The following is a 25555-nucleotide window of genomic DNA, read 5'->3' on the forward strand; positions in this document are numbered from 1 at the left end:
AATGTCGAATTCAACAGTGGTCGTGGTCACCGGCGTGTCGTCGGGCATCGGACGCGCCGCCGCACAGAAGTTTGCCGAGCGGGGTTGCCAGGTATTCGGTACCGTGCGCAACCTCGCGAAAGCGCCCGCATTGCCCGGCGTCGAGCTTGTCGAGATGGATGTGCGCGACGAAGCTTCTGTCCAGGGCGCGGTCCGATCCATCATCGACCGGGCCGCGCGCATCGACGTGCTCGTCAACAGCGCGGGAACGACGATGATCGGCGCGGTGGAGGAGACCGCGACGGCCGAGGCCGCAGCGCTGCTCGATACCAATGTGCTCGGCATCCTGCGCACGGCCCAGGCCGTGCTCCCGCACATGCGGGCACAGCATCGCGGAAGGATCGTCAACATCAGTTCGGTGCTCGGCTTTCTTCCAGCTCCGTACATGGGGCTCTACTCGGCGTCCAAGCACGCCGTGGAGGGGCTGTCCGAAACGCTGGACCATGAGGTTCGCCAGTTCGGCGTGCGCGTCACGCTGGTCGAGCCGTCTTACACCAAGACCAACCTGGATATCAATTCGCCGCATGCAAAGTCAAAGATCGCGGCCTATGACCGCGAACGCGACCTCGTAGCGCGCTCCATCGCCAGCAGCGTCAACGGTGCACCCGAACCCGATGGCGTGGCAAACACGATCGTCGAAGCGGCGCTTGGCGCGTGGCGCATGCGCTGGACTCCACCGGGCCAGGCATTCGTGCTGAGCAAATTGCGCCGCTTCATGCCGGCTGGTCCTGTCGATGCGAGCTTGAGAAAGAACCTCGGACTCGCCTGAAGCATCGACGAGGCGGATCGGCCAACGGCCGATCCCACGCAAAGTCTTGCAAGAAAGGAGATGCTTTGGATAGCTTGGATCTTTTGCGAACCTTCAGCGAGGTTGCAGTTTCAGGCAGCTTCTCGCGCGCCGCCGAGCATCTGGAGATGTCGAGAGGAACCGTGAGCAAATACATCGCGACACTCGAGGGGCGTTTCGGTGTCCGGCTGCTGAACAGGAACAGCCACGCTGTCAGTCTTACAGATGCCGGCGTGTTGCTGCTCGAAAGAAGCAAGCCCATGTTGGAGCTGGCCGACATAACGCGCGCGGAACTCCAGGAACGAGCGCTGACGCCCAGCGGGCGCCTGCGTATCTCCGCACCGCATGGTATCGATCAGACGGAGCTTCCGGCGCTGGTCAATACTTTCCTGGGCCACTATCCGGAGGTCAGCGTAAGCCTTGTTCTGACCAATCGCCAGGTCGATCTGGCGGCGGAAGGGATCGACATAGCCTTGCGTTTCGGGCCGACTGCGAACGAGAACCTCATCGTCCGCAAGTTGCTTCTGATGGATTTGACGGTGTGCGCGTCTCCGATGTACTGGAAAAACCGGGGAATTCCAATGCACCCCGGCGATCTTGCGAATCACGATGCGCTGGTAAGCATCCATCTGAACCCCCTATCGAAGTGGCGATTTCAAGTGGACGGAGAACCATTGGAGGTTGCGGTGCGCGGCCGACTGGACGCGACGGAAGCCGGGCCGTTGATTCAGGCCGCGTTGCGGGGCGCGGGCGTCCTGTACCTGCCGTCGGTGATGCTGAGGCCGTACATCGAGAGCGGTCGCCTCGTCCCGGCATTGACGGAGTTCGTTCGCAGCGACATGTGGCTCTCGGCGGTCTATCTGCAGCGGCGACACAGTACCGCGGTCCAGCGCGCCTTTCTGAGCTTTCTCGAGGACCGGATCAATCCTCTGCGGTCTCCGCACAGAACTTGAGCCAAGACGAGGGAGCGAAGTTTCCGCCTTGAAGACACGACGTTGCTGCATGCGCGTATCAGGATGGCGGGAAGGCGCCAGAAAATCGCATACGCGGCAACAAATTTCAGAGCAATGAAAGTTTGAGCCGAGCAAGGATCGACACTCAACTCTCAAGGACCGATATGAAGAAAATTCAAATTGTTCAAGGCGCCGTTCTTGCGCTTATTTTCGTTTCAGCCGCCCAGGCGGAAACCTATGACGGCGTGCTTCAAAGTTCCAGCGTTCGCTCCCGGGCAGACGTCGACGCAGAGGCCGCAACCGTCGCGCAGAAGGAAGATCTTTACAGGGAATCGGCATCGAGCGGAGTCATCGCACCGCTCGGGTCTTCAAAGTCCCGGGATGTCGTCAATGCCGAAGCAGTCAAGGAGGCCCATTCCGCCAACCAGAATCTCACCGGCAAGGCCTACTACAGGGACGCCATTCCCTCCCAGTACCAGAGTCGGCCGCAGCTGGTGAACGCGGCGAAGTAGGAGTGCGGTCAGTGGATTCCGTTGTCCTGAAACGTCATGCCGCGTGTGGCTCCCGCTGCAGCGGCAGCCACAGCACGAACCGCGTTCCCGTCGGCTTCGATTCCCAACGGACCACGGCCTTGATCGCCTGCGCCCGCCGCCGCTGGTTCTGCAGGCCCCGTCCGGATGCGGACGGATTGGCCATCACCTTCTGGACGTCGAAGCCCTGACCGTTGTCCTCGATCGTCACCTGCACACCCGCGCCCTCCAGCGAGGTGCCAACGCGTATCTCCGTAGCGCGCGTGTGCCGCAGGATGTTCGAGATGCTTTCCTGCACGATGCGCAGGATGTGCAGCGCGCTCGAGGGATCGAGCCAGCCCAGGGCCGGCAACTCCTGCACTTCCCATCGCAGCGAAACACCGGTGCCTTCGAGCCGCGGCTCCAGCCGGTAGCGCAGCGTGGCCAGCAGCAGCAGCAGGTCGGCCTCGACCGGCTCCAGGGAGTCGAGCGCGAGCCTCAGGTCGTCCAGGCAGCTTTTGAGGATCTGCGAGACCTTGTCGTCGCTCATGCCGCCGCTCTCGACCGAGCGGATCGCGCTGATCAGCGAAGAGCCGAGCCCGTCGTGCATGTCCTGCATCAGGCGCTGGCGCTCATCGCTGATGGTCTGCAGGCGCTCGACCTCGCGCAGCCGCTGGTGGCTCAGCTCGAGTTCGGCCTCGCGCTTCTGCAGGCGCTGCGCAAGGCTCGCGTTGAGCTGCTCGACTTCGCCGATGGCATGCATGTAGCGGCGGTACATCAGCACGCCGAATACGCTGAAGGTGACGGCGTTGGTGTACGCCCCCATGTACCAGCCTTCGGGGCTGATGAAGTTGTTCTGCAGCAGCCAGTCGGTCAGGCCCAGCAGCACGCAGATGCCGATCCCTACCGCCACCAGCCGGCCTTCGTTGGAGCGGCGCCATGCGCTGACGCCGCCCACAAGGCAGACCGCCGCGCCCAGCAGTGCCGCGACCGCGTAGATCAGCGGCGTCACGCGGGGAGTGTTCTGCACGATGGACAGGCCGGGCATCGTGGCGATGCCGATGGCGGTGGTTGTCACGACCACGCCGCAGGTCAGCCCTTTGAGCTGCCGGCCGTGCAATTGGCGCAGGAAGAAGTGCACGATCATCACCAGCCAGAAAAGCGAGTTGACGGTCAGCCAGGCGAACCAGTCGTTCGCGATCGGCAGGCTTACGTAGAAATGCAGCCCCCGCATGAAAGAGGTGGCCGAGAGGTTGAAGAACAGCAGGTAGCCCGTTTCGTCGCGGCGCCTGAACCACACGAACAGTGCGAACACGCCCACGGCCATGAAGGCCGCACTGAGCAGTGCCGGCAGCTCCTGCTGCAGCCACTGGCGCATGCCGTAGCGGCCTCTCAGCGCGTCGATGGGGCCGATCCACAGCGACGACAGCGCCACCTGGGCGCCCCGGGTGTGCTCCAGGCGCAGGAGGATCTCGCTGGGCGGCTTGCTGCCGGCGCCGTCGTCCAGCTGGACCCACAGCGGAGTGCGGGTGCTGTTCCATAGCGGACCCGACTGCTGCGCCCGGTGGACCAGATGGCCATCGGCGTAGACCGCGATGGTGCCGTCGGTCTTGATCCGGATGCCATACAGCGCAAGCGGCCCGGGGTTGGGCGGCAGGCCGCGCACGGACAGCCTGATCCAGGTCGTTCGCGTCGTCCTTGTGGAAGTGGCCTCTGCCTGTCGCAGCAGCGCGATGGGGAGGGCGAGGGGCAGTTCGAGCTGCTTCCAGGTGTTCGGCAGGGCGCTGCTGTCCTGAAGAGGCGCTGGATTGCTGAAGCCAGGCGCGTCGTCGACCTGCCAGTCGGCCCGCGTGAGGTGCAACAGCGCATGGGACTGCTGCGAGCCGACCGTTCCGGCCAGCAAGACACCAATGACGCCCAGCAATGCCATCGAAACGACGAGCACCACGTTGGCGAAGAAGGGCGCGGGACGGTAGGTCAAGGGGAGTTCGGATGGGCAGCGTTCAGAACCGACGCGAACGAGATGTAACCTATTTTCTCATTTTGTAATCCAACTTCGAGACGTGCGCCGTCGTGCATTCACGACAAGGTGATTCAGGAGTAACTATATGTATGGTTAAATCCCCGCAACTATCGCGAAGAAGACGAGGGATTGCATGAAGCTGCTGCTGAGCATTGTGTTCGCCGCCGTGAGCCTGGCCGGTTGCGCCAGCGCACCGCCCACACCCACCGAACCCGGAACGGGCACAGGCACTTCCTATGTGCCCATGGTCGCCATGGAGGGCGTGGACAAGGCGCGCTACGACAACGACGTGGCGGCATGCCGCACGGCATCGACCCGCATCACGGCCCGCAGCGAAACCGGCGACGCCATGTGGGGTGCGCTGGGCGTCGGGCTGATCACGGTGTACGGGCAGGGCATCGTCGCCGCAGCCTCCTACACCGGCATCACCGCCGCCGTCATCGACTGGAACGGCCGCCCCGATGCAGAACTGATCGCCGAGCACCAGCAGGTCGCCATCGTGCATTGCATGGCCAAGCGCGGCTATCGCAACCTCGACCCCAACGTGCGCGAATCGTTCTACGGCAACACCTTCACCCCGGGCGTCATTGCGAAGCCCCGCCGTACCGGCGTCGACACCTATAACGTCGAGACGCTCGCCAAGGCCGGCCGCTGCAACCTGCAGCCGCGCGCGGAGCTCACGGCCAAGGGCCCCGGCTACGAGAACTACAACGTGCCCTGCGACAACGGCGGAACCTGGGCCGTGCGTTGCGAGTTCGGCCAGTGCCGCGTGCTGGCGCAGGCACCCACCCGCCGCTCCTGAGCCTCGACGGCCCCGCGCGGGGCCGGCAAGCTCACTTGACGATCATTCCCTTGAGCGCCGGGTCCGGCGGCGGCGGCTTGAGCTTCATCTGCCGCATCGTCTTCACCAGCAGCTGCGCGATCATCACGTTGCGATGCCGCTTGCTGTTGGCGGGCACCACGTACCAAGGCGCGTGATCGGTCGATGTGGCGCCCAGCGCGGTCTCGTAGGCCTGCTGGTAGGCGCTCCACTTGGTGCGCACCGCGAGGTCGTCCATGCTGAACTTCCATTGCTTGCCGAGCGTATCGATCCGGGCCTGCAGGCGCTCCCGTTGCTCGTCCTTGTCGATGTGCAGCATGCACTTGACGATCACCGTGCCGGTTTCGGTGAGCAGCCGCTCGAAGTCGTTGATCTGAGCGTAGCGGCGTTTCGCCTCGGCCTTGTCGATCCAGCCCTCGACCACGGGCACCAGCACGTCTTCGTAGTGGCTGCGGTTCCACACCATGATCTCGCCGATGCGCGGCACGGCGGCATGGCAGCGCCAGAGGTAGTCGTGTGCGCGTTCCTCGTCGTTCGGTGCCTTGAAGGCCGTCACGCGCACGCCCAGCGGCGAGGTGCGCGAGAACACCCAGCGCACGGTGCCGTCCTTGCCGCTGGTGTCCATGCCCTGCAGCACCAGCAGCAGCTTGCGCCGCCCCTCGGCGTGCAGCACGTCCTGCAACTCGTCGAGCTCGACGGCCAGTGCGTCGAGTTCCGCGCGCTGCAAGGCCTCGTCCCCATGGCAGAACGACGTGTCGTCGGGGTCGATGTGCGAGAGCCTGAACTTGCCGCCGGCGCGGTATTTCTTGAAGCTGGCCATGAAGCGGGACTCCGTGAAGAAAAAGAGCCGACAGCGTACGCGATCGATCAGCGCTCGTCGTCTTCGGGGGGCAGGGAGGCGCTCCAGCGGTCGTCCCATTCGGCATGCTGGCGCGCGGCGCCGTCGAGTTCGCGCCGGTCGCGCTTGGTGGGGCGGCCCTGTTCGATGGCCAGGGCCGGCTCGGTGCCCGCGCGGCGCTGCTCCCGGAAGGCGGCCTGCGCCGCGAGGCTCTCGGCGGTTTCCTCGTAGAGCTGCTGCGCCACCGGCGCCGGCCCGCGCTGGCCACTGAGGCCGCGCACCGTCACGGTCCGCGTCAGCGGGCCCATGCGCATGGCCACGGTGTCGCCGGGCTTGACTTCGCGCGAGGCCTTGGCGACGTCGCCGTTCACCTGCACGCGGTTCTTGCCGATTTCCTCCGCGGCCAGCGAGCGCGTCTTGAAGAAGCGGGCGGCCCAGAGCCATTTGTCGATGCGCAGACGGTCCATGGATGTCGAAGAGTGGGTGTCAGGAATTGTGCCCCGACAGCGGCAGATGCACGACCGCGTCCAGCCCGATCACCTGTTCGGCCCCGCTCTGCGCGTCCGGCTCGCTGCGGTTGTCGAGGCTGATGCGTCCGCCGAGCGCCAGCACGATCTCGCGGCAGATCGCCAGGCCCAGCCCCGAGCCGCTCGACGCGCTGCCGGCGGAGAAGGGCGCGAACAGGCGCTGCCGCAGTTCGGACGAGATGCCGGGGCCGCAATCGCGCACGGTGAGCACCGCGTCCTCGCCCTCGGCGCGCACCGAGACCGACAGTGCAGCACCCACGGGGCTCTGCTTGATCGCGTTGTGCAGCAGGTTGCGCGTGAGTTCCTGCAGCATCCAGTGGTGGGCGCGCACCGGCACTGGCTCGTCGATGGCGAGCTCGAAGTCGAGCGCCTTGTCGGCCACCAGCGGCGACAGGTCGAGCGCGATCTGCCGGGCCACCTCGCCGAAGTCGAGCGTCACCGATTCCGGCTGCTGGCGCAGCTGCTCCACCTTGGCAAGCGACAGCATCTGGTTGGCAAGCGTGGTCGCACGCTCCACCGTGTGGCTGATCTCGCCGAACGCCTGCTCGGGAGCGACGTCGCCGCGCCGCGCCGACTGCACCTGGGCCTTCAGCACGGCCAGCGGCGTGCGCAACTGGTGGGCGCTGTCGCGCACGAAGCGCTTCTGGTGGTCGAGCAGCCGCTGCAGCCGGCCCATCACTTGCGTGGTGGCGTCGATCAGCGGGCGCAGCTCGCGCGGGGCATCGGGCGCGTCGATGGGCGAGAGGTCGTCGGCCGGGCGCTTCTCGATGGCTTCGCCCAGCTCGCGCACCGGCCGCGTGGCGCGCTGCACGACGAACACCGTGACCAGCGCGATCACGCCCATCAGCAGCAGCTGGCGCCACAGCATGTCGAGCAGCAGCTTGCGCACCAGGGTTTCGCGCAGCTCCAGCGTCTCGGCCACCTGCACCACGGCCATGCCGCGGCCGGTGGCGCTCGCCACCGGCTGCAGCAGCACGGCGACCCGCACCGGCTGGTTGCGGAATTGCGCGTCGTAGAAGTCGACCAGCGCCGCATACGCGCCGCGGTCCGGAATGCGGCCGCGCCAGAAGGGCAGTTCCGCAAAGCCCGAGATCAGCTTGCCGTCGAGCGCCGAGACTCGGTAGAACAGCCGGCTGCGGTTGTCGGCCTCGAAGGCCTCCAGTGCGGAGTAGGGCACGATGGCCCGCAGCCGCGCCATGTCTTCGTAGCCCTCCACGTCGAGCTGTTCGCCGATGGTCTTGGCGGACGCGAGCAATGTGCGGTCATAGGCCGTGGTGGCGGCCGCGAGGCTCTGGCGGTACAGGCTCACGCTGTTGATCACGATGAACACCGCAATCGGCGCGAGGATGCCGAGCAGCAGCCGCGCGCGAAGCGAGGAAACGCGGGTCATGTTTCCGGGCGCAGCAGGTAGCCCAGCCCGCGCATCGTCATCAGCACGGCGCCGGTGCCCACGAGCTTCTTGCGCAGGCGGTACACCACCACCTCGATGGCTTCGTACTGCACGTCGGCCTCGCCCGGAAACACCAGCTCGAACAGGCGCTCCTTGGTCACGGCGTGGCCGGGCTTCATCATCAGCGCCTTCAGCAGCGCCAGCTCGCGCGGCGTGAGTTCGAGCAGCTCGGCGCGGTTGTAGATGGCGCCGTTGTCGGGCTCGAAGCGCAGCCCGCCGATCTCCTGCGGGTTGAGTCCGGCGTCCTGCCCCGCGACGCCGTGGCTGCGCCGGCGCAGCGCGCGGATGCGGGCTTCCAGCTCGTCGAGGTCGAAGGGCTTGGGCAGGTAGTCGTCGGCGCCGGCGTTGAGGCCGACGATGCGGTCGCCGACCGTGCCGCGCGCGGTCAGCAGCAGCACCGGTGTGCGCAAGCCTTCGGCGCGGGCCTGGGCCAGCACCTGCAGGCCGTCGAGGTTGGGCAGGCTCAGGTCGAGGGCGACCACGTCGGGCTCGATGGCGCGCCACTGGGCGACGGCCTCGGCCCCGTCGCCGCAGACGCGCACATCGATCCGGCGGCGCCCGAGGGTGCGCTGCAGGGTGATTTGCATCGAGGGATCGTCTTCGACCAGCAGCAGCTTCATACGGTGGCGGCAGGGATGGGTACTTTGGTGTTTTCCCCAGTCTGGCGGACAGCCAACTGACAGCGGGGCGGCGCATGATAGCGCTCAGCTAAAAGTCAGCTTCCTTTCAAGTTCCTTCCAATTCCAGGAGACACGCATGCGTCGCGACACCTTTCTGAAGTCATTGGCCGCGCTGGCCGCCACCGGTGCCCTGCCACTGTCGGCCCTGGCGGCCGCCAACGTCAAGATGATGATTCCCGCCAACCCCGGCGGCGGCTGGGACACCACCGGCCGCGCACTGGGCAAGGCCATGACCGAAGCCAAGGTGGCCGACACCGTCACCTACGACAACAAGGGCGGCGCCGCCGGCGCGCTGGGCCTGGCCCAGTTCGTGAACGGCTCCAAGGGCGATGCGAACGCGCTGATGGTCATGGGCTCGGTCATGCTGGGCGGCATCATCACAGGCAAGCCGCCGGTCAACCTGTCGCAGGCCACGCCCATCGCCCGCCTGACGACCGAGTACAACGTGTTCGTGCTGCCGGCCAACTCGCCGCTCAAGAGCATGAAGGACGTGGTCGACCAGCTCAAGAAGGACCCGGGCAGCGTCAAGTGGGGCGGCGGTTCGCGTGGCTCCACCGAGCACATCGCCGCGGCCATGATCGCGCAGAAGGTGGGCGCAGATCCGTCCAAGATCAACTACGTCGCCTTCCGTGGCGGCGGTGAAGCCACCGCCGCCGTCCTGGGCGGCAACGTCACCGTCGGCGGCAGCGGCTACAGCGAATTCGCCGAATACATCGCCGCCGGCAAGATGAAGGCCATTGCCGTCACCTCCGCGCAGCGCCTGCCGGGCATCAACGTGCCCACGCTGAAGGAGCAGGGCATCGACGTCGAGATCGGCAACTGGCGCGGCGTGTACGGCGCGCCCGGCATCTCGGCCGAGCAGCGCAAGGCGCTGACCGACATGGTGCTGGCCGCGATGAAGAGCCCGTCGTGGGCCGAGTCGCTCAAGAAGAACGACTGGACGCCGGCGGTGCTCTCGGGCGACGCCTTCGCCAAGTTCGTCGATGACGACTTCGCGAGCCTCCGGGCCATCATGGCGAAGTCCGGCATGGTCTGAACAAGGTTCACCCCCAGGCTGCGCGCACTTCGTGTCGCGCGTGCCTTCCCCCTGCCGGGGGCAACACCTGAGGCCCGGCAAAGCCGGTTCCTCGGTGTTCCCCGAAGGGGCTCTCTTCCCCCCGACTGCGGGAGCAAAAAATGACAACTCCAGACTCCTCGGCCTCGCCGCAACCCTCGGCCACGTGGCCGCAAACCCTGGTCGGCGCCGGCGTGCTGCTGACCGGCCTCGCGCTGGCCTTCGGCGCGATCGGCATTTCTTCCGAAGCCGGTTATGGCGGCGTCGGCCCCAACTTCCTGCCCTGGCTCGTGTCCGTGGTGCTCGTGCTGTGCGGCGCCTGGATCCTGTGGGAGGCGCGCACCGGCGGCTTCCGCGAGCTCGACGCGCCTACTGGCGCCGAGCATGCCTACTGGCCGGGCTTCATCTGGGTGTCGGCGGGGCTGCTGCTCAACGCCGCGCTCATCACCACGCTCGGCTTCATCCTGAGCTGCACGATGTGCTACGTGCTCGCGGTGCAGGGCCTGCGCCGCGCGAGCGGGCAGGGCGGCGTCAACTCGCCGCGCACCTGGCTCGTCGACTTCGTCACCGGCGCGCTGATCTCGGCCCCGGTGTTCTGGATGTTCACGCAATTCCTGGCCATCAACCTGCCTGGCCTCACCAACACCGGGTGGATCTGACATGGATATCTTCAACGCACTCATGGCGGGCTTCGCCGCCGCCATCACCCCCGTCAACCTGCTGTGGTGCCTGGTCGGCTGCGCCCTGGGCACGGCCGTGGGCGTGCTGCCCGGCATCGGCCCGGCCGTGGCGGTGGCCATGCTGCTGCCCATCACCGGCAAGGTCGACATCACGGCCTCGATGATCTTCTTCTCGGGCATCTACTACGGCGCCATGTACGGCGGCTCGACCACCTCCATCCTGCTGAACACGCCCGGCGAAACCGCCAGCATGGTGACGGCGATGGAGGGCAACAAGATGGCCAAGAGCGGCCGCGCAGGCGCAGCGCTCGCCACGGCCGCCATCGGCTCGTTCGTGGCCGGCACCATCGCCACCGTCATCGTCACGCTGTTCGCGCCCTTCGTGGCCGACTTCGCGGTCAAGCTCGGGCCGCCCGAGTATTTCATGTTGATGCTGCTGGCCTTCACCACGGTAAGCGCGGTGCTCGGCAAGAGCACGCTGCGCGGCATGACGGCGCTGTTCGTCGGCCTCGCCGCGGGTTGCGTCGGCCTTGACCAGATCTCGGGCCAGGGCCGCTATACCGGTGGCGTGCCCGAACTGCTCGACGGCATCGAGATCGTGCTGGTGGCCGTGGGCCTGTTCGCCGTGGCCGAGGTGCTGTACGCCGTGCTGTACGAAGGCCGCGTGGTCGAAGGCCAGAACAAGCTCAGCCGCGTGCACATGAGCAAGCGCGACTGGAAGCGCTCCATTCCCGCCTGGCTGCGCGGCACCGCCATCGGCACGCCGTTCGGCTGCATCCCGGCCGGCGGCACGGAGATCCCGACTTTCCTGAGCTACGCGACCGAGAAGAAGCTCGCCAAGGACAAGGACGCCAAGGCCGAGTTCGGCACCACCGGCGCCATCGAAGGCGTGGCCGGCCCCGAGGCCGCCAACAACGCCACGGTGACGGCCGCGCTGATCCCGCTGCTCACGCTGGGCATTCCCACCTCGAACACCACCGCCATCCTGCTGGGTGCGTTCCAGAACTACGGCATCCAGCCGGGGCCGCAGCTGTTCACCACCTCGGCCGCGCTGGTGTGGGCGCTGATCGCATCGCTGTACATCGGCAACGTGATGCTGCTGGTGCTGAACCTGCCGATGGTCGGCCTGTGGGTCAAGCTGCTGAAGATTCCGAAGCCGCAGCTCTACGCCGGCATCCTGATTTTCGCGACGGTGGGCGCCTACGGCATGCGCCAGAGCGCGTTCGACCTGTTCCTGCTGTATGCCATCGGCCTGCTGGGCGTGGTGATGCGCCGCTTTGACTTCCCGACCGCGCCCGTGGTGGTCGGCATGATCCTCGGCCCGCTGGCCGAAGCGCAGTTGCGCAATGCCATGTCGATCGGCGAGGGGAGTGCGTCGGTGTTCTTCCAGCGCCCGATGTCGATCGCGCTGGTCGTCATCGTGGTGGCCGTGCTGGTGCTGCCGCGCCTTGCCAAGCGCATGAGCGAACGCAAGCTGAAGCGGCTGGCACAGCTGGACGCCTGACGCTCCTCGGGGCTCGCCCGAGCCCGGGCAAAAAAAAAGCTGCGGCAATGCCGCAGCTTTTTTTGTTGCCGCAGTGAGGCTTATCGCCCCGCCGCAGGCGTCTCGACCAGGTCGTCGTCGATGTGCGGATCGGCCGGCTGCCCGCGCAGCTTGCGCACGGTGCGCCGGATCCAGTGCTCGATGTCGTCCACGTAGGTGAACACGGCCGGCACCACCAGCAGGCTCAGCACAGTCGAGGTGATCAGCCCGCCGATCACCGCCATCGCCATTGGCGAGCGGAAGCTGGAGTCCGCGGCGCCGAAGCCGACCGCGATCGGCAGCATGCCCGCGCCCATGGCGAGCGTGGTCATGATGATGGGCCGGGCGCGCTTGTGGCAGGCGTCGCGCAGCGCGTCCCAGCGGCTCATGCCGTGGTCGCGGCGCGCCACGATGGCGTACTCCACCAGCAGGATGGAGTTCTTGGTGGCAATGCCCATCAGCATGATGAGACCGATCAGCGAGGGCATCGACAGCGCCTTCTGCCCGATCAGCAGCCCCACGAACGCGCCGCCCAAGGCGAGCGGCAGCGCGCACAGGATCGTCACCGGATGCAGGAAGTCCTTGAACAGCAGCACCAGCACGATGTAGATGCACAGCACGCCGGTGAGCATCGCCAGGCCGAAGCTGGCGAACAGCTCGGTCATCACCTCGGCGTCGCCCACTTCGGTCACGCGCACACCGGCCGGCAGCTTCTGGATCGAGGGCAGCTTTTCCACCGCGGCCTTGGCGTCGCCCAGGCCCACGCCCGAAAGCTCGATCTCGAAGTTCACGTTGCGCGAGCGGTCGTAGCGGTCGATCACGGCCGGGCCGCCTTCCATGGTGAGCGAGGCCACCTGGTTCAGCATCACGGGCCCGCGCGCGCCGGGCACCGAGAGGCGTCCGAGCAGGTCGATGTCCTTGCGTGCCGAGTCTTCCAGCTTCACCACGATCGGCACCTGCCGCTGCGCGAGGTTGAGCTTGGCCAGCGCCTGGTCGTAATCGCCCAGGGTGGCCACGCGCAGCGTCTCGGCGATGGCCGAACTGGTCACGCCCAGGTCGGCGGCGCGCGCGAAGTCGGGGCGCACGGCGATCTCGGGGCGGATCAGGCTGGCGGTGGAGGTGATGTTGCCCAGGCCGGGAATGGTGCGCAGGTCTTTCTCGACTGCGCTGGCGGCGCTGGCCAGCGCCGCCGGGTCTTCGCCCGTGAGCGCCAGGATGTACTTCTCGCCCGAGCCGCCCAGGCCCACGGTGCTGCGCACGCCGGGCAGCGTTTCGAGCGCGGTGCGGATCCGGTTCTCGATCACCTGCTTGCGCGGGCGGTCGCCGCGCGGATCGAGCTTGATTGTGAGCGTGGCCTTGCGCGTTTCGGGCGTGCCGAAGTTCGCGAACGGGTCACCACCCGCGCTGCCGCCCGCCACAGTGGTGTAGACGCTCTTCACGTGGTCGATCTTCATCACGCGGTTGCGGGTTTCCTCGGCGGCGGCCGTGGTCTGCGCCAGCGTGGAGCCGGGCGCGAGCGAGAGATAGATCTGCGTCTGCGAGTTGTCGTCCGCCGGAATGAAGCCGGTCTTGAGCAGCGGGATCATCGCCAGCGAACCGAAGAAGAAGAGGGTGGCCAGCACCATCGTCTTGAAGCGGTTGTGCGTGCTCCATTCCACCGCGCGCATGTACCAGCGCAGCCAGCCCGGCTCCTTCTCCGCGCCGACGATCGGCTTCAGGATGTAGGCCGCCATCATGGGCGTGAGCACGCGCGCCACCACCAGTGACGCGAACACCGCCAGCGAGGCCGTCCAGCCGAACTGCTTGAAGAACTTGCCGGCCACGCCGCTCATGAAGGCCGTGGGCAGGAACACCGCGATCAGCGTGAAGGTGGTGGCGATCACGGCCAGGCCGATCTCGTCGGCCGCCTCCATGGCCGCCTGGTAGGGTGTCTTGCCCATGCGCAGGTGGCGCACGATGTTCTCGACCTCCACGATGGCGTCGTCCACCAAGATGCCGACCACCAGCGACAGCGCCAGCAGCGAGATCACGTTGACCGAGAAGCCCAGCAGGTACATGCCGATGAACGCCGGGATCACCGACATCGGCAGTGCGATGGCCGACACGAACGTGGCGCGCCAGTCGCGCAGGAACAGCCACACCACCACCACCGCCAGGATGGCGCCTTCGTAGAGCAGGTGCAGCGAGCCGTTGTATTCCTCGTCCACCGGATCGACGAAGTTGAATGCCTCGGTCAGCTCGATGTCGGACCGCTTCGCACGCAGGTCGGCCAGCGCCTTCTGCACGGCGTGGCCCACTTCCACCTCGCTGGCACCGCGGCTGCGGGCCACCTCGAAGCCCACCACGGGCTTGCCGTTGAGCAGCGCGGCCGCGCGCGGCTCGGCGATGGTGTCGCTGATGCGCGCCACCTGGTCGAGGCGGATGCGCCGTCCGTCGGTCAGCACGATCTGCATGTCGGCCAGCTGGTCAGCCGACTGCACCGTGGCCATGGTGCGAACGGGCTGCTCGCTGCCGCCCAGGTCGAAGCGGCCGCCCGCGCTCTCGGTCTGCACCTGGCGCAACTGGCGCGAGATGTCGGCTGCCGAGGCGCCCAGCGCCTGCAGCTTGCCCGGGTCGAGGTCGACGTGCACCTGGCGCGCGACGCCGCCCACGCGGTTCACCGCACCTACGCCGGGCAGCGCGAGCAGCTTCTTGGTGATGTCGTTGTCGACGAACCAGCTCAGTGCCTCGTCGTCCATGGCCGAGGAGGCGATGGTGAAGGCCAGCACCGGCTGGGCCGCGAAGTCGAGCTTGGTGACGACCGGGTCGCGCACGTCGGCCGGCAGATCGGCGCGCACGCGCTGCACCGCGGAGCGCACGTCGTCCACGGCTTCCTGCACCGGCTTCTCGAGGCGGAATTCGACGATCAGCGTGGCGGCGCCGTCCTGCACCTTGGTGGTGATGTGCTTCAGGCCCTGCACCGTGGCGATGGAGTTCTCGAGCTTGCGCGCGACGTCGGTCTCCAGCTGCGAAGGCGCGGCGCCGGGCAGCGACGCCGAGACCGTCACGGTCGGCAAGTCGATGTCCGGAAAGTTCTGCACCTTCATCGCGTTGAACGACAGCAGCCCCCCGAAGGTGAGCAGCACGAACAGCATCACCGCCGGAATCGGGTTGCGTATGGACCAGGCGGAAACGTTCATGGGCGTGTCCTTTGAATTGCTTACTTGGCCGCGGCGGCGGAGGCCGCCGACCTGGCCGGCTGCGCGGAGGGCGCGGGCGCATCCACCACGCGCACCAGGTCGCCGTCGTTGAGGAAGCCCGCACCCTGCACCACCACCTGGGCGCCGTCGGGCAGCGCGCTGGTGATTTCGATGCGGTCGTTCAGGCGCCGGCCGATCTGCACCTTCATCTGCGCCACCTTGTTGTCAGGCTTGAGCAGGAAGACGTTGTTGAAGCCGTCGCGCGGCACGATGGCGCTCTGCGGCACCGTGGGCGCCGAGCTGCGGCCCAGCTCGAAGTCGCCGCGCGCGAACATGCCCGCCTTGATGCCGGTGTTCTGCTGCACGTTGGGAAGGTCGACGTACACCAGCGCCGCGCGCGTCTGCGGATCGACCGTGGGCGCAATGCTGCGCACCTTGCCGCGCACCTGCGCGCCGCTGGCGCTGACCACGAAGGCGGTGGTGCCGACCGAGATGCGGCTCAGCTCCGCCGAAGTGACCTCGGCGCGCCATTCGAGCCGGCCCTGGCGGATCAGGCGGAACAGCTCGGTGCCGGCCGAGACCACGCTGCCGACGGTGGCGGTGCGCGCCGAGATCACGCCGTCGTCGGGTGCCAGCACCTGTGTGTTGCGCCCGCGCACCTGCTGCGCGGCCAGCACCGCCTCGGCCGCCTCCACGCGCGCCTTGGCGGTCTGCTCGGTCGTCTGGTACTGGTTGATCTGCTGCTGGCTCAGCGCGCCGGTGGCCTGCAGCGTGCGGGCGCGCGCGGCATTGCCGGCAGCGTCGGCCGCGGTGGCGCGGGCCTCGGCCAGCGAGGCGCGCGACTGCGCGATGTCGGCCTGCACTGTCTCGGGCGAGAACACGGCCAGCACCTGGCCCTTCCTGACGACGTCGCCCACGTTCACGCGCACCTCGGCCAGCTTCAGGCCGTTGGACTCGGAGCCGACCACGGCCTCCTGCCAGGCGGCAACGTTGCCGTTGGCTGCGAGCGTGAGCATCAGCTCGGTGGCCTCCGGCCTGGCGACGGTGACGGTCAGCGCGGGCCTGGGCGCGGAGCCGCCGTCCTTTGCCTTGGCGGCGGACTCGGCCGCCTTGTCCGAGGGCTTGCCGCGCGCCACGAAGAAGATCGCCGCGATGACGACGACCAGCGCGAGCAGCGCGATGACGAGAGTGGAACGCTTCATTGTTTTCATGGCGACGTCGCGACCTGGGTGGCCGGGGTGGTGGTCATTGAGGACGATTCGGAAGAGGGCGCGGAGCGGCTCCAGCCGCCACCCATCGAGCGGTACAGCGCAACCCATGCCTCGGTGCGCTCGCGCTGCAGCGAGACGCGCGCTGTCTGCGCGGAGAACAGCGTGCGGCGCGAATCCTCCAGCTCGAACAGGCTCGCGAGGCCGCTGCTGTAGCGGGCCTGCGTGGCGTCGAAGGAGGCCTGGTAGTTCTTCACCGCGGCGTCGGCGTCGGTGGTGCGGGCGTCGGTGGCGTCGAGGTTGACCAGCGCCTCCTCGACCTCGCGCACGGCCTGCCGCACGTTGGCGCGGTAGAGCGACACGGCCTCGGCGTAGCGCGCCTTGGCGGCGTCGGTGTTGGCCCTGCGCGCGCCGCCGTCGAGCAGCGGCACGGTCAGCGACAGCGGGCCCACGGTCCAGGTCTCGAGCGACTGGTGCACGCCGCTGACGCGGTATTGCGTGCGTCCGATCGAACCCGACAGCGTGAGCTTGGGGTAGCGCTCGGCTTCGGCCGAGCCTACGTCGGCGCTGGCCGAGGCTACGCCGAGCTCGGCCGCGTACACGTCGGGCCGCTGCGAGATCGCCTCTGCCGGCACGCTGGCGATGCTGCCTACGGCTGGCAGTGCACGCTGTGCTGGCGCGGCGGCGAGCTTCTGCTCGAGCGTGGTTTCGTCGATGCCGCTGAGCGCCACCAGCGCCTTGCGCTGCACCGCGCACTGGGCGCGCTGCTGGGTGAGGCGGCCCGAGGCGTCGGAGGCGCTGGCGCGGGCCAGCGCGGCATCGGCCGGTGCGGTGAAGCCGGCCTTCGCGGAGAGGTCGTTGAGCCGCGCCGTCTCCGAGCGCGAATGCGCGTCTGATTCGGATACCCGCAGCTGCTGCTGGCAGGCACGCTCGGCGAAATAGGCGTTGGCCGTCTCGGCCGCCACCGCCACGCGGGCGTCGTGCCACTTGGCATTGGCGCTGTTCTGCTTGGCCTCGGCGGCGTCGCGGTCGGCGCGCAGTCGGCCGAACAGGTCGATCTCCCATTTCGACTGCAGGCCCGCCTGCAGCGTGGTGATCGGCGTACTCGCGGAGAGGTTGCTGCTGTTGCTGCCGCCGCCGCTGGAAGCAAAGCCCGAGGTGCCGCGGCTGGCCGAAGCCGTGCCGTCCAGGCTCGGCAGCAGCGCGGCGCCGGCCTGCACGCGCGTGGAGCGCGCCTCGGCCACGCGCGCCGCTGCGCTGGCAATGTTCGGGCTCGCCGCTTCGGCTGCGGCGATCAGCTCGACCAGCAGCGGATCGTCGAGCTGGCGCCACCAGTCGGCCAGCGATGCCAGCGAGCCGCCGTGGGGCAGGGGAGCGTGCCATTGCGCAGGGAACGGCGCCTCGACCTGCGCGGGCGGGCGCGTCAGCGAACAGCCCATCAGGCCGATGCCCAGGCAGAGGGCAGCCATCAGTTTCAGTCGGAGTCTTCTCATTTCTTCAGCTTTCTCTCGGCATTCCGGCGGACCGCCTCGGCTTCGACCAGCGCCAGCGCATAGCCCGTGAGGCGGTCGGCCCAGGTGTCGATGGCGCGCGGTGTGCGCAGCAGCGAAGGGCGAATGGCCTCGATGAAATCCTGGCTCACGTAGAGCTGCATCGACAGCCCGGTGATCGCGAAGGTCAGGCGGTGGATGTCGTCGTCGGCCCGCTCCACCTTCAGGTGGCGGCACAGCAGGTCGGCGATGGCGCGGTGCGGACCCTTGATGTCGCGCTCCAGCTCTTCGGCCCAGCGGCTCGTCGGCTCCAGCATCTCGCGCATGTGCAACTGGATGCACTGCCGCACGATCTCGCCCTGCTTGAGCGGGTCGATCATCGACACCATGCAGATGCGCAGCGTGTCTTCGAGCGACTGGCCGGGCACGTTGCAGGCGGCGACGAGGTCGCTGGAGTCGCCGCCCATCGGTTCGCTGAAGGTGGCCGCGTACAGCCCCTCCTTGTCGCCGAAGTAGTAGCTGATGGCCGAGATGTTGACCCCCGCCTCGCGGGCGATCTCGCGCGTGGAGGTCTTGGAGAACCCCTTCTGCGCGAACAGCCGCAGCGCTGTGTGGAGCAGCCGGTGGCGTGCCTCGGCGCCGTCGCTGCGCGGTGCGCGGCGCGGGGCCTGGGTGATCGGGTCTCTCGCATTCATGCCCCGCATTAAACCATGCATGAAATCAAACGATTGATTTACTTAAGGGCCGCTGAAGGCTTTTGTCTGCAACTTCGATTCTGGGCATTTCCCCGCGGACTTTGATGCCGGATTTGTTGCCGATTGATGCGCGCTACGATCCCGCCATGCCTGTCGCTCCCACCGCACCGCCCACACTGCCCCTCGACGCCGAGGGCATCCTCGCGCTGGCCGCGCGCTCGATGTTTCATTTGTTTTCAAGCATCAGCCAGGGCATGTTCCTGGTGGACAGCAGCGGGCGCATCGTGTGGGTGAACGAGGGCTACCGGCGTTTCCTGCCGGCGCTGGGCTTTTCGTCCATCGACCAGTTCCTGGGGCACATGGTGGAAGACGTGATTCCCAATACCCAGATGCGGCGAGTGCTTGAGACCGGCGAGCCGATCCTCGTGGACCTGCTGACCAACAAGGCCGGCACCTTCGTGGTCAGCCGCCTCCCGCTGCGCCAGGAGCGCGAGGGCGGGGCGGGCGAGGTGATCGGCGCCATCGGCATCGTGCTGTTCGACCAGCCCGAGACCACGCTGCAGCCGCTCATCAGCAAGTTCGCGCTGCTGCAGCGCGACTTGGACGACGCGCGGCGCGAACTCGCGAGCCAGCGCAACAACCCGCTCTACCAGCATGCGCCCGATGGCCAGCGCCGCTCCAAGTACACCTTCGCGAGCTTCATCGGCAGCAGCCCGGCGGCGGTGGAGGTGAAGCGGCATGCGCGCCGCGCGGCCCAGTCGGCCAGCCCGGTGCTGCTGCTGGGAGAAACCGGTACGGGCAAGGAACTGCTGGCGCACGCGATCCATGCCTCGTCGGCGCGGGCGAAGGGCCAGTTCGTCAGTGTCAACATCGCGGCCGTGCCGGACACGCTGCTCGAAGCCGAGTTCTTCGGTTTCGCACCCGGCGCCTTCACCGGCGCCGACCGCAAGGGCCGCGAGGGCAAATTCAAGCTGGCCGACGGCGGCAGCCTGTTCCTCGACGAGATCGGCGACATGCCGCTCGGCCTGCAGGCCAAGCTGCTGCGTGCGCTGCAGGAGGGCGAGATCGAGCCGCTGGGCTCCAACAAGCTCGTGCCTTTCGATGCCCGCGTGATCGCGGCCACCTCGCGCGACCTGCCGGAGCTGGTGCGGCGGGGGCTGTTCCGCGAAGACCTCTACTACCGCCTCAACGTGCTGCCGCTGCGCGTGCCGCCGCTGCGCGAGCGGCGCTCGGACATTCCCGCGCTGGTCGAGGCGCTGGGCGAGGACATGGCGCTGCGCAGCGGCGAGGCGCCACCCGAACTCACGCCCGACGCGCTCGCGCTGCTCGCGGGCCAGCACTGGCGCGGCAACATCCGCGAACTGCGCAACGTGCTGGAGCAGGTGACCATGCGCAGCGACTCGCAGCGCATCGATTCCGTGCAGCTCGAACGCATCCTGCGCGAGGCTGGGCTGGAGCAGATCGAGTTGCCGGCCACCTTGCAGAGCGCGCACGATGCGGATGAAGAAGCGGCGTTGCTGCGGCCGCTGGCGCAGCAGGTGGCCGAGCTGGAGCGCAAGGCGATCGCGGCGGCGCTGGCTTCGACGGGCGGGAACAAGCTGGCGACCTCGCGGCTGCTCGGGATTTCGCGGGCGACCTTGTATGAGCGGATGACGAGTCAGGAACAGCCAACCTGAATCCGCTGTCTGCCATGCGCAGGATAGGCCGCGCGGACATCGAGCGCCACACGTCCATTGGCGCGTCCTGATGCACGAATGCGAGAGCCGCAGGGTTGCCGGCTACGACCAGCAGGTCTACGAGGCCCGGGGCCACAAGCAGCTCTATTGGGTGGAGTCCCCGTGACCGGAGCATTGAGCCCGGTGTCAGAGCGATACTCCCGCTCCAGCCCACAACTCCGACGCCACATCCGATGAAGAAGGCCCTTGCCCGCTCCGCTGCCTGCCTTGCCCTCTGCGCCGCTGCCAGCCTGGCAAACGCCGCGCCCCAGTGTTCCGGCGAGGCCGTCGCCCGTGCCAAGAAGCTGCTGACCTTCCACTTCGGCGAGGACGACCGCATCCGCATCAGCCCCGACGTGAAGGAGCTGCCGCCGATCCGCAACCCTGCCAACAAGAAGCAGCAGTTCAAGGTGCTCGAAGTCTGGGGCAGCATCTACAAGGGCGAGTACCGCATGCGGCTCATCTACTTCGTGTCGGGTAACGACTGCACGCTGATGGGCCAGGAGATCCTGGAATACGCGAACCTGTGAGCATCAAGGCACTGCGCTCCACCTTCGGGCCCAACTGCCATTGGTGCGGGTTGCCTATGGATTTCGAGGAGCCCGCGGGCCGGCCGGAGTCCGCCACCATCGAGCATCTCGTGGACTCGACCTTCGGCGGCATCCGTTCGTCAAAGCACCGGCGGCTCGCGCACGCAGCCTGCAATCACGCGCGCAACGAATTCCGCATGCAGGCCGAGCGTCAGTTCAAGCAATGGATCGCGCAGCGCCAAGCCTCCGCGAAAACCCTGAACAATAAAAAGACAGATGTCTGAAAAAAAGACGCCTCCAGTGTTCTGAATTCAGTCGAATGGCGCTCTTCTCGAATAAAGAAGTGTTTGTTATCAATGGCTTAGAGAATGGCACGAACTGTGCAATATTCAGTCACCATTATCAGGAGACAAAGAATGAACCGTCGCCACCTCGTCGCCCTGGCCGCACTTGCCACCTGCGCAGCCGCCGCACCCGCCTGGGCCCAGTCCAGCGAAATCCGCATCGCCCACATCTACAGCAAGACGGGCGCACTGGAGGCCTACGGCAAGCAGACCCAGACCGGCTTCATGATGGGCCTGGACTACGCCACCGGCGGCACGATGATGGTCAACGGCAAGAAGCTCGTGGTCATCGAGAAGGACGACCAGGGCAAGCCCGATCTCGGCAAGTCGCTGCTGGCGGCCGCCTATTCCGACGACAAGGCCGCGCTGGCCGTCGGCCCGACCTCGTCGGGCGTGGCGCTCGCGATGCTGCCCGTGGCCGAGGAATACAAGAAGATCCTGCTGGTCGAGCCTGCGGTGGCCGACTCGATCACCGGCGACAAGTGGAACAAGTACATCTTCCGCACCGGCCGTAATTCGAGCCAGGATGCGATCTCCAACGCGGTGGCCGTCGACAAGCCGGGCGTCACCGTCGCCACGCTGGCGCAGGACAACGCCTTCGGCCGCGACGGCGTGAAGGCCTTCGGCGCAGCGCTCAAGAAGGCCAAGCTGGTCCATGAGGAGTACCTGCCGCCCACCACCACCGACTTCACGGCCGGCGCGCAGCGCCTGATCGACAAGCTCAAGGACCAGCCGGGCCGCAAGGTCATCTGGATCGTCTGGGCCGGCGCGGGCAACCCGTTCAAGATCGTCGACCTCGACCTGAAGCGCTACGGCATCGAGATCGCCACCGGCGGCAACATCCTGCCCGCGATGGCGGCCTACAAGGCGCTGCCGGGCATGGAAGGCGCGGCGTACTACTACTTCGGCATCCCGAAGAACCCGGTGAACGAGGCGATGGTGTCGGCGCACTACAAGCAGTTCAAGACGCCGCCGGACTTCTTCACGGCCGGCGGCTTCTCGGCCGCGATGGCGGTGGTCACGGCGCTGAAGAAGACCAACGGCGACACCAACACCAACAAGCTCATCAGCACCATGGAAGGCATGAGCTTCGACACGCCCAAGGGCAAGATGACCTTCCGCAAGGAAGACCACCAGGCGATGCAGTCGATGTACCACTTCAAGATCAAGGTCGACCCGGCGTTTGCCTGGGGTGTGCCGGAGCTGGTGCACGAGATCAAGCCTGAAGAGATGGACATCCCGATCAAGAACAAAAGGTAAGGGCTCGCCCCCAGGCTGCGCGCACTTCGTGTCGCTGCGCCTACCCCTACCGGGGGCAACACCAGCGGCCCGGCAAGCCGGTTCCGCGGTGTTCCTTGAGTGTTCTCCATTTCGCCCCGGATGGCCGCCGGGCGAAGCGCCAGCCTGCGTCTGCGCAGCCAGCCTGATCCACGGCCGATTCGTCAGCAAGCAAGCGTTCGATACCCACAACACAAGGAGACAGCGATGCGATCGATGAACTGGAAGGGATTTGCCGCGGCCGCGGCAATGGCGGTGGCGGCGCATGCCGCCACGGCGGCTGTGCCGCTGCCGGCGCTCGGCGCCAACCCGGCGGAGGTGAGCGTGTCCGGCCTGTCGGCGGGCGGCTTCATGTCGGTGCAACTGCATGTGGCCTATTCGGCCACCTTCAAGCGCGGCGTCGGCGTGGTGGCGGGCGGGCCGTTCTATTGCGCCGAAGGCTCGGTGACCAACGCCACCGGGCGCTGCATGACGCACAGCACCAGCATCCCGGTGTCGTCGCTCGTGAGCACCACCAACAGCTGGGCCGCCAGCGGCGCGATCGACCCGGTGTCGAACCTCAGCGGCTCCAAGGTGTACCTGTTCTCGGGCACATCGGACAACACCGTCAAGCAGGCGGTCATGGACGACCTGAAGACCTACTACCAGAGCTTCGTGCCCACCGCCAACACGGTCTACAAGAACAACATCGGCGCAGGCCACGCGATGGTCACCGACGACTACGGCGGCGCCTGCAGCACCACCGCCGCACCCTACATCAACAACTGCGGCTTCGACCTCGCGGGCGAGATCCTCACGCAGCTCTACGGGCCGCTGAACCCACGCAACAACGGCACGCTGGGCGGCACCTTCACCGAGTTCAGCCAGTCGGAGTTCATCACCGGCCACGGGATGGCCACCACCGGCTGGATCTACGTGCCGCAGGCCTGCACCACCACCTCGTGCCGCGTGCACCTGGTGTTGCACGGCTGCAAGCAGAACTACACCGACGTGGGCGACCAGTACGTGCGCAAGACCGGCTACAACCGCTGGGCCGACACCAACAACATCGTGCTGGTCTACCCGCAGACGAGCACGGCCGCCACCAACAGCTGCTGGGACTGGTGGGGCTACGACAGCGTCAACTATTCCAAGAAATCCGGACCGCAGATGGCGGCGATGAAGGCCATGATCGACCGCGTCACCGGCTCGGCGGGCGGCAGCGGCCTGCCCGCGCCCACCGGCGTGGGCACCTCGGGCGCGACCAGCAGCAGCATGGTGATCGGCTGGGCTGGCGTCACGGGCGCCAGCGGCTACAACGTGTACCGCGGCGGCAGCAAGGTCAACGCCTCTCCCGTCGCCGCCACCAGCTACACCGACACCGGCCTGGCCGCATCGACCACGTACAGCTGGACGGTGGCCGCGCTGGACGCGAGCAACGTCGAAGGCGCCATGTCGGCCGCAGCCACGGGCGCCACCACCGCGGGCTCCGGCGGCGGCGAAACGTGCTACACCGCGAGCAACTACACGCACACCGTGGCCGGGCGAGCCTATGCACTGTGGGGCCTTACCTATGCCTACGGCTCGGGGCAGTCGATGGGCTTGTGGAACATCTACGTCACCACCACGCTGAAGCAGACCGGCCCCAACTACTACGTGATTGGCACCTGTTGAGGTCCGTCTTCATTTCTCTTTTCAATTCGCAATGACCAACGATGCTTGAGACCCGGGACCTGACCATCCGCTTCGGTGGGCACGTGGCCGTCAACGGTGTGAGCTGCGCCTTCGCGCCGGGCACGCTGACGGCCATCGTCGGCCCCAACGGGGCGGGCAAGACCACTTACTTCAACCTTATCTCGGGCCAGCTCAAGGCGAGCGCCGGCACGGTCTCGCTCGACGGGCACTCGCTGTCGGGCCTGTCGCCGTCGGCGCGCACGCACGCGGGGCTGGGGCGCGCCTTCCAGCTCACCAACCTGTTCCCGAACCTCACGGTGCTGGAGAACGTGCGCCTCGCGGTGCAGGCCACGCGCGAGGGCGCGCACCGGCGCGGGCTCAACCTGTGGAGCATCTGGAGCGACCACAAGGCGCTGACCGAGCGCGCGGACCAGATCCTTGGAGACGTGGCGCTGAAATCGCGCGAGCACGCGACCGTGGCGAGCCTGCCGCACGGCGACCAGCGCAAGCTCGAAGTGGCGTTGCTGATGGCGCTGGAGCCGAAGGTCTTCATGTTCGATGAGCCCACGGCCGGCATGAACGCGGCCGAGGCGCCGGTCATCCTCGATCTGATCCGCAAGCTCAAGCAGGACAAGAGCAAGACCATCCTGCTGGTCGAACACAAGATGGACGTGGTGCGCGAGCTCGCGGACCGCATCATCGTGCTGCACAACGGCACGCTGGTGGCCGACGGCGAACCGGCGGAGGTGATCGCCTCGCCGGTGGTGCAGGAGGCGTACCTGGGCATCGCGAAGGAGGCTGCATGAGCGCCGAGAATCTTCTTCTGAGCCTCGAGGGCGTGCACACGCACATCGGGGCGTATCACATCCTGCATGGCGTCGATCTCGCCGTGCCGAAGGGCCAGCTCACCATGCTGCTGGGCCGCAACGGCGCGGGCAAGACGACCACGCTGCGAACCATCATGGGCCTGTGGCATGCGTCGCAGGGCAGGGTGCGCTTCGGGGACAAGGAGATCACCGCACAGCACACGCCGCAGATCGCCGGCCTGGGCATTGCCTACGTGCCCGAGAACATGGGCATCTTCTCCGACCTCACGGTGAAAGAGAACATGCTGCTCGCCGCGCGTGGCGCCAAGAACGCAGCGCAGATCGACGACACGCGCCTGAAGTGGATCTTCAAGCTCTTCCCCGCGGTCGAGAAGTTCTGGAACCACCCGGCGGGCAAGCTGTCGGGCGGGCAGAAGCAGATGCTGGCCGTGTCGCGCGCCATCGTGGAGCCGCGCGAGCTGCTCATCATCGACGAGCCCAGCAAGGGCCTTGCGCCCGTGATGATCAACAACATGATCGACGCCTTCGCCGAGCTCAAGCGCAGCGGCGTGACGATCTTGCTGGTGGAGCAGAACATCAACTTCGCCCAACGCCTGGGCGACACCGTCGCGGTGATGGACAACGGCCGCGTGGTGCACAGCGGCTCGATGGCGGCGTTCTCCGAGGACGCGCAACTGCAGCAATCGCTGCTTGGACTGGCTCTATGAAGTATTCGATGTATTTCTCCCTCCCCCTCTGGGGGAGGGTTGGGGTG

23 protein-coding genes are annotated in these 25555 nt (G+C 67.1%); 14 read left to right on the forward strand and 9 right to left on the reverse strand.

The features are described 5' to 3' along the window. Position 1: 1 nt before the first annotated feature. From ACCD11_RS21760 to ACCD11_RS21770, 3 genes are all read left to right on the forward strand, one after another. Positions 2 to 808: an oxidoreductase gene (locus ACCD11_RS21760; RefSeq protein ID WP_413315432.1), complete on the forward strand. Its 807-nt coding sequence runs from the start codon at positions 2 to 4 to the stop codon at positions 806 to 808. A 65-nt stretch (positions 809 to 873) separates the two neighbouring features. Continuing rightward, positions 874 to 1779, forward strand: coding sequence for a LysR substrate-binding domain-containing protein (locus ACCD11_RS21765; protein WP_413315433.1), 906 nt, complete (start codon positions 874 to 876; stop codon positions 1777 to 1779). Between the two features lie 164 nt (positions 1780 to 1943). Further along, positions 1944 to 2291, forward strand: a complete 348-nt coding sequence (locus ACCD11_RS21770) for an alpha/beta hydrolase (RefSeq protein ID WP_413315434.1) — start codon at positions 1944 to 1946, stop codon at positions 2289 to 2291. 34 nt (positions 2292 to 2325) lie between these two features. Here ACCD11_RS21770 and ACCD11_RS21775 read toward each other — a convergent pair whose 3' ends face one another. Next, positions 2326 to 4269 carry an ATP-binding protein gene (locus ACCD11_RS21775; RefSeq protein WP_413315435.1) on the reverse strand — a complete coding sequence of 648 codons (1944 nt, stop codon included), beginning with the start codon at positions 4267 to 4269 and terminating at the stop codon, positions 2326 to 2328. 175 nt (positions 4270 to 4444) lie between these two features. On the opposite strand from ACCD11_RS21775, the gene ACCD11_RS21780 reads away from it, so the two are divergent. Next, positions 4445 to 5113: a hypothetical protein gene (locus ACCD11_RS21780; protein WP_007836854.1), complete on the forward strand. Its 669-nt coding sequence runs from the start codon at positions 4445 to 4447 to the stop codon at positions 5111 to 5113. A gap of 31 nt (positions 5114 to 5144) precedes the next feature. Here the strand turns inward: ACCD11_RS21780 and ACCD11_RS21785 are convergent, their stop codons facing one another. Genes ACCD11_RS21785 through ACCD11_RS21800 form a run of 4 tightly spaced genes read right to left on the reverse strand, consistent with a single transcriptional unit; the run spans position 5145 to position 8566 of the window. Beyond that, positions 5145 to 5951: a PPK2 family polyphosphate kinase gene (locus ACCD11_RS21785; protein ID WP_007836853.1), complete on the reverse strand. Its 807-nt coding sequence runs from the start codon at positions 5949 to 5951 to the stop codon at positions 5145 to 5147. A gap of 47 nt (positions 5952 to 5998) precedes the next feature. Continuing rightward, on the reverse strand, positions 5999 to 6436 hold the full coding sequence (locus ACCD11_RS21790; RefSeq protein ID WP_007836851.1) for an RNA-binding S4 domain-containing protein: 438 nt from the start codon (positions 6434 to 6436) through the stop codon (positions 5999 to 6001). A gap of 19 nt (positions 6437 to 6455) precedes the next feature. Further along, positions 6456 to 7886, reverse strand: a complete 1431-nt coding sequence (locus ACCD11_RS21795; protein ID WP_007836849.1) for a sensor histidine kinase — start codon at positions 7884 to 7886, stop codon at positions 6456 to 6458. Continuing rightward, a complete protein-coding gene (locus tag ACCD11_RS21800) occupies positions 7883 to 8566 on the reverse strand; it encodes a response regulator transcription factor (protein WP_007836848.1) in 684 nt (227 codons plus the stop codon). Before ACCD11_RS21800 ends, ACCD11_RS21795 begins: the two co-directional genes overlap by 4 nt. Positions 8567 to 8702: 136 nt before the next feature. On the opposite strand from ACCD11_RS21800, the gene ACCD11_RS21805 reads away from it, so the two are divergent. The 3 genes from ACCD11_RS21805 (at position 8703) to ACCD11_RS21815 (ending at position 11864) form a co-directional block, all read left to right on the forward strand. After that, positions 8703 to 9662 (forward strand): tripartite tricarboxylate transporter substrate binding protein, encoded by a 960-nt coding sequence (locus ACCD11_RS21805; protein WP_007836847.1) that lies wholly within the window; start codon positions 8703 to 8705, stop codon positions 9660 to 9662. A 140-nt stretch (positions 9663 to 9802) separates the two neighbouring features. Then, positions 9803 to 10339, forward strand: coding sequence for a tripartite tricarboxylate transporter TctB family protein (locus ACCD11_RS21810; protein WP_413315436.1), 537 nt, complete (start codon positions 9803 to 9805; stop codon positions 10337 to 10339). A 1-nt stretch (position 10340) separates the two neighbouring features. Beyond that, positions 10341 to 11864 (forward strand): tripartite tricarboxylate transporter permease, encoded by a 1524-nt coding sequence (locus ACCD11_RS21815; protein ID WP_007837987.1) that lies wholly within the window; start codon positions 10341 to 10343, stop codon positions 11862 to 11864. Between the two features lie 80 nt (positions 11865 to 11944). On the opposite strand, the gene ACCD11_RS21820 is transcribed toward ACCD11_RS21815, so the two are convergent. The 4 genes from ACCD11_RS21820 to ACCD11_RS21835 are packed head-to-tail and all read right to left on the reverse strand — an operon-like array spanning position 11945 to position 18463. Then, positions 11945 to 15061 (reverse strand): efflux RND transporter permease subunit, encoded by a 3117-nt coding sequence (locus ACCD11_RS21820; protein ID WP_413315437.1) that lies wholly within the window; start codon positions 15059 to 15061, stop codon positions 11945 to 11947. Positions 15062 to 15081: 20 nt separating this feature from the next. Continuing rightward, entirely contained in the window at positions 15082 to 16272 is a 1191-nt protein-coding gene (locus ACCD11_RS21825; RefSeq protein ID WP_413315438.1) for an efflux RND transporter periplasmic adaptor subunit, read from the reverse strand. After that, a complete protein-coding gene (locus ACCD11_RS21830) occupies positions 16269 to 17762 on the reverse strand; it encodes an efflux transporter outer membrane subunit (RefSeq protein ID WP_413315439.1) in 1494 nt (497 codons plus the stop codon). The genes ACCD11_RS21825 and ACCD11_RS21830 overlap by 4 nt, the downstream gene beginning before the upstream one ends. Next, positions 17759 to 18463: a CerR family C-terminal domain-containing protein gene (locus ACCD11_RS21835; protein ID WP_413315444.1), complete on the reverse strand. Its 705-nt coding sequence runs from the start codon at positions 18461 to 18463 to the stop codon at positions 17759 to 17761. The genes ACCD11_RS21830 and ACCD11_RS21835 overlap by 4 nt, the downstream gene beginning before the upstream one ends. Positions 18464 to 18600: 137 nt before the next feature. Here ACCD11_RS21835 and ACCD11_RS21840 point away from each other — a divergent pair, with 137 nt between their 5' ends. The 7 genes from ACCD11_RS21840 to ACCD11_RS21870 all read left to right on the forward strand — a co-directional run bounded on the left by ACCD11_RS21840 (position 18601) and on the right by ACCD11_RS21870 (position 25508). Beyond that, the gene (locus ACCD11_RS21840; RefSeq protein ID WP_042674253.1) at positions 18601 to 20130 is read left to right on the forward strand and encodes a sigma-54 interaction domain-containing protein; all 1530 of its coding nucleotides are present in this window, start codon (positions 18601 to 18603) and stop codon (positions 20128 to 20130) included. 233 nt (positions 20131 to 20363) lie between these two features. After that, positions 20364 to 20699 carry a hypothetical protein gene (locus ACCD11_RS21845; protein ID WP_007838001.1) on the forward strand — a complete coding sequence of 112 codons (336 nt, stop codon included), beginning with the start codon at positions 20364 to 20366 and terminating at the stop codon, positions 20697 to 20699. Next, positions 20696 to 20983 carry a hypothetical protein gene (locus tag ACCD11_RS21850; protein WP_413315440.1) on the forward strand — a complete coding sequence of 96 codons (288 nt, stop codon included), beginning with the start codon at positions 20696 to 20698 and terminating at the stop codon, positions 20981 to 20983. The genes ACCD11_RS21845 and ACCD11_RS21850 overlap by 4 nt, the downstream gene beginning before the upstream one ends. A 132-nt stretch (positions 20984 to 21115) precedes the next feature. Continuing rightward, a complete protein-coding gene (locus tag ACCD11_RS21855; protein WP_413315441.1) occupies positions 21116 to 22303 on the forward strand; it encodes a substrate-binding domain-containing protein in 1188 nt (395 codons plus the stop codon). 225 nt (positions 22304 to 22528) lie between these two features. Then, complete coding sequence (locus ACCD11_RS21860) at positions 22529 to 23974, forward strand: PHB depolymerase family esterase (RefSeq protein ID WP_413315442.1); 1446 nt, start codon at positions 22529 to 22531, stop codon at positions 23972 to 23974. 41 nt (positions 23975 to 24015) lie between these two features. Then, on the forward strand, positions 24016 to 24780 hold the full coding sequence (locus ACCD11_RS21865; protein WP_007829834.1) for an ABC transporter ATP-binding protein: 765 nt from the start codon (positions 24016 to 24018) through the stop codon (positions 24778 to 24780). Next, positions 24777 to 25508, forward strand: coding sequence for an ABC transporter ATP-binding protein (locus ACCD11_RS21870; protein WP_413315443.1), 732 nt, complete (start codon positions 24777 to 24779; stop codon positions 25506 to 25508). The genes ACCD11_RS21865 and ACCD11_RS21870 overlap by 4 nt, the downstream gene beginning before the upstream one ends. Positions 25509 to 25555: the final 47 nt, after the last annotated feature.

The sequence above is a fragment of the Variovorax sp. Varisp36 genome (assembly GCF_047304235.1).
Classification (GTDB): domain Bacteria; phylum Pseudomonadota; class Gammaproteobacteria; order Burkholderiales; family Burkholderiaceae_C; genus Variovorax.

Excerpts from the sequence above, each read along its gene's own strand:
- ACCD11_RS21805 (WP_007836847.1), top strand. The coding sequence starts at position 8,703 with ATGCGTCGCGACACCTTTCTGAAGTCATTGGCCGCGCTGGCCGCCACC.
- ACCD11_RS21835 (WP_413315444.1), bottom strand. The coding sequence starts at position 18,463 with ATGCGGGGCATGAATGCGAGAGACCCGATCACCCAGGCCCCGCGCCGC.
- ACCD11_RS21825 (WP_413315438.1), bottom strand. The coding sequence starts at position 16,272 with ATGAAAACAATGAAGCGTTCCACTCTCGTCATCGCGCTGCTCGCGCTG.
- ACCD11_RS21780 (WP_007836854.1), top strand. The coding sequence starts at position 4,445 with ATGAAGCTGCTGCTGAGCATTGTGTTCGCCGCCGTGAGCCTGGCCGGT.
- ACCD11_RS21815 (WP_007837987.1), top strand. The coding sequence starts at position 10,341 with ATGGATATCTTCAACGCACTCATGGCGGGCTTCGCCGCCGCCATCACC.
- ACCD11_RS21865 (WP_007829834.1), top strand. The coding sequence starts at position 24,016 with ATGCTTGAGACCCGGGACCTGACCATCCGCTTCGGTGGGCACGTGGCC.
- ACCD11_RS21795 (WP_007836849.1), bottom strand. The coding sequence starts at position 7,886 with ATGACCCGCGTTTCCTCGCTTCGCGCGCGGCTGCTGCTCGGCATCCTC.
- ACCD11_RS21845 (WP_007838001.1), top strand. The coding sequence starts at position 20,364 with ATGAAGAAGGCCCTTGCCCGCTCCGCTGCCTGCCTTGCCCTCTGCGCC.
- ACCD11_RS21870 (WP_413315443.1), top strand. The coding sequence starts at position 24,777 with ATGAGCGCCGAGAATCTTCTTCTGAGCCTCGAGGGCGTGCACACGCAC.
- ACCD11_RS21830 (WP_413315439.1), bottom strand. The coding sequence starts at position 17,762 with ATGAGAAGACTCCGACTGAAACTGATGGCTGCCCTCTGCCTGGGCATC.
- ACCD11_RS21760 (WP_413315432.1), top strand. The coding sequence starts at position 2 with ATGTCGAATTCAACAGTGGTCGTGGTCACCGGCGTGTCGTCGGGCATC.
- ACCD11_RS21800 (WP_007836848.1), bottom strand. The coding sequence starts at position 8,566 with ATGAAGCTGCTGCTGGTCGAAGACGATCCCTCGATGCAAATCACCCTG.
- ACCD11_RS21790 (WP_007836851.1), bottom strand. The coding sequence starts at position 6,436 with ATGGACCGTCTGCGCATCGACAAATGGCTCTGGGCCGCCCGCTTCTTC.
- ACCD11_RS21785 (WP_007836853.1), bottom strand. The coding sequence starts at position 5,951 with ATGGCCAGCTTCAAGAAATACCGCGCCGGCGGCAAGTTCAGGCTCTCG.
- ACCD11_RS21855 (WP_413315441.1), top strand. The coding sequence starts at position 21,116 with ATGAACCGTCGCCACCTCGTCGCCCTGGCCGCACTTGCCACCTGCGCA.
- ACCD11_RS21770 (WP_413315434.1), top strand. The coding sequence starts at position 1,944 with ATGAAGAAAATTCAAATTGTTCAAGGCGCCGTTCTTGCGCTTATTTTC.
- ACCD11_RS21810 (WP_413315436.1), top strand. The coding sequence starts at position 9,803 with ATGACAACTCCAGACTCCTCGGCCTCGCCGCAACCCTCGGCCACGTGG.
- ACCD11_RS21820 (WP_413315437.1), bottom strand. The coding sequence starts at position 15,061 with ATGAACGTTTCCGCCTGGTCCATACGCAACCCGATTCCGGCGGTGATG.
- ACCD11_RS21840 (WP_042674253.1), top strand. The coding sequence starts at position 18,601 with ATGCCTGTCGCTCCCACCGCACCGCCCACACTGCCCCTCGACGCCGAG.
- ACCD11_RS21860 (WP_413315442.1), top strand. The coding sequence starts at position 22,529 with ATGCGATCGATGAACTGGAAGGGATTTGCCGCGGCCGCGGCAATGGCG.